Here is a 1,401-nt window from a genome sequence, read left to right on the forward strand (position 1 = left end):
ACCGCCCCGGGATGTCCGGAGGGCTCTTCTCTTGAGAGGATGAGTCCATGGGGGAACGTCGCAAGAAGCAGTATCCGGACGAGCTTCGCGAACGTGCGGTGCGCATGGTGCAGGAGTCGTCCGAGGAGTATTCGTCGCAGTGGGCCGCGATCAACTCGATCGCCGGCAAGCTCGGGATCGGCTCGGGGGAAACGCTGCGTAAGTGGGTCCGCGAGGCCGAGGCCGCCCAGGCGAACTCGAAGTCCGGGAAGAAGGGGGTCTCGGTCGATGAGTCGCCGGAGGTCAAGCGCCTTCGCCGGGAGAACGCAGAACTGAAACGAGCCAACGAAATTCTCAAGGCGGCAGCGGGTTTCTTCGCGGCCGAGTTCGACCGGCCACGCAAGTACTAGTCAGGTTCATCGCCGAGCACGTCGGCCGGGTCACCCTCGTCGAGGGCGGCCCGGCCGATGCCGTGCTGGAGCTGAGCTGGGGAGTCGAACCGATCTGCGCCGTGCTGGCCGAGTACGGAACACCGATCGCCCCGAGCACCTACTACGAGCACCGCGCCCGCGTCATGGACGGCCACCTGTCCGAATCTGAATGGCGTGATGCTCTGATGTGTAACGAGATTCACCGCGTCTGGACGAAGAACTACCAGGCCTACGGAGCGAAGAAGGTCTGGCTGCAGCTCAACCGTGAAGGCATCCCGGTCGCCCGGTGCACCGTCGAACGACTGATGCGGTTCATGGGCATCGAAGGCGCCCGCCGAGGCGGCAAGAAGCCCCGCACCACCATCAGTGACCCGGCCGCGCCGAGGCCAGCCGATCTGGTCGATCGGCAGTTCACTCCAGCGCGGCCGGATTCGTTGTGGGTAGCGGACTTTACGTACGTAGCGACGTGGGCGGGGACTGTCTACGTGGCGTTGGTGATCGACGCGTTCTCGCGCCGGATCCTGGGCTGGCGGGCGTCCACGAACAAGCGTGTTGAGCTCGTCCTTGATGCACTGGAGATGGCCATGTGGACCCGCGGCCGTCAGGGCGTGGACGACCTGGCGGGGCTGCGGCACCACACGGACGCCGGGTCTCAGTACCTTGCGCTGGCCATGACCGAGCGCCTGGCCGAGCACGACATCCTGCCCTCGGTCGGGACCGTGGGCGACGCCTACGACAACGCTCTGGCCGAGAGCGAGATTGGTCTCTACAAGACCGAACTCATCCATCCGCAGGGCCCCTGGAAGGGCCTGGACGACGTCGAACTGGCGACCCTGGAATGGATTGATTGGCACAACCACCGGCGTCTGCACAGCGCCTGCAGCGACCTCACGCCCGTTGAGGTTGAGCAGATCCACTGCGGCACACACCCGGTCTTGGCTACGCTGGTGCCGTCAACCGTATGAGCCTCCGGACACTCCGGGGCGGTTCA

The 1,401-nt window shown here is 65.4% G+C and carries 1 protein-coding gene; it reads left to right on the plus strand.

The genetic code is table 11. The features are described 5' to 3' along the window. Positions 1 to 47 precede the first annotated feature (47 nt). A protein-coding gene (locus tag LWF15_RS35755; RefSeq protein ID WP_232815448.1) for an IS3 family transposase occupies positions 48 to 1,375 on the plus strand; the annotation gives its coding sequence in 2 pieces (ribosomal slippage) (positions 48 to 348 and positions 348 to 1,375; 1,329 coding nt in all). Positions 1,376 to 1,401 lie beyond the last annotated feature (26 nt).

The sequence above is a fragment of the Kineosporia rhizophila genome (assembly GCF_021277265.1).
GTDB lineage: Bacteria > Actinomycetota > Actinomycetes > Actinomycetales > Kineosporiaceae > Kineosporia > Kineosporia rhizophila.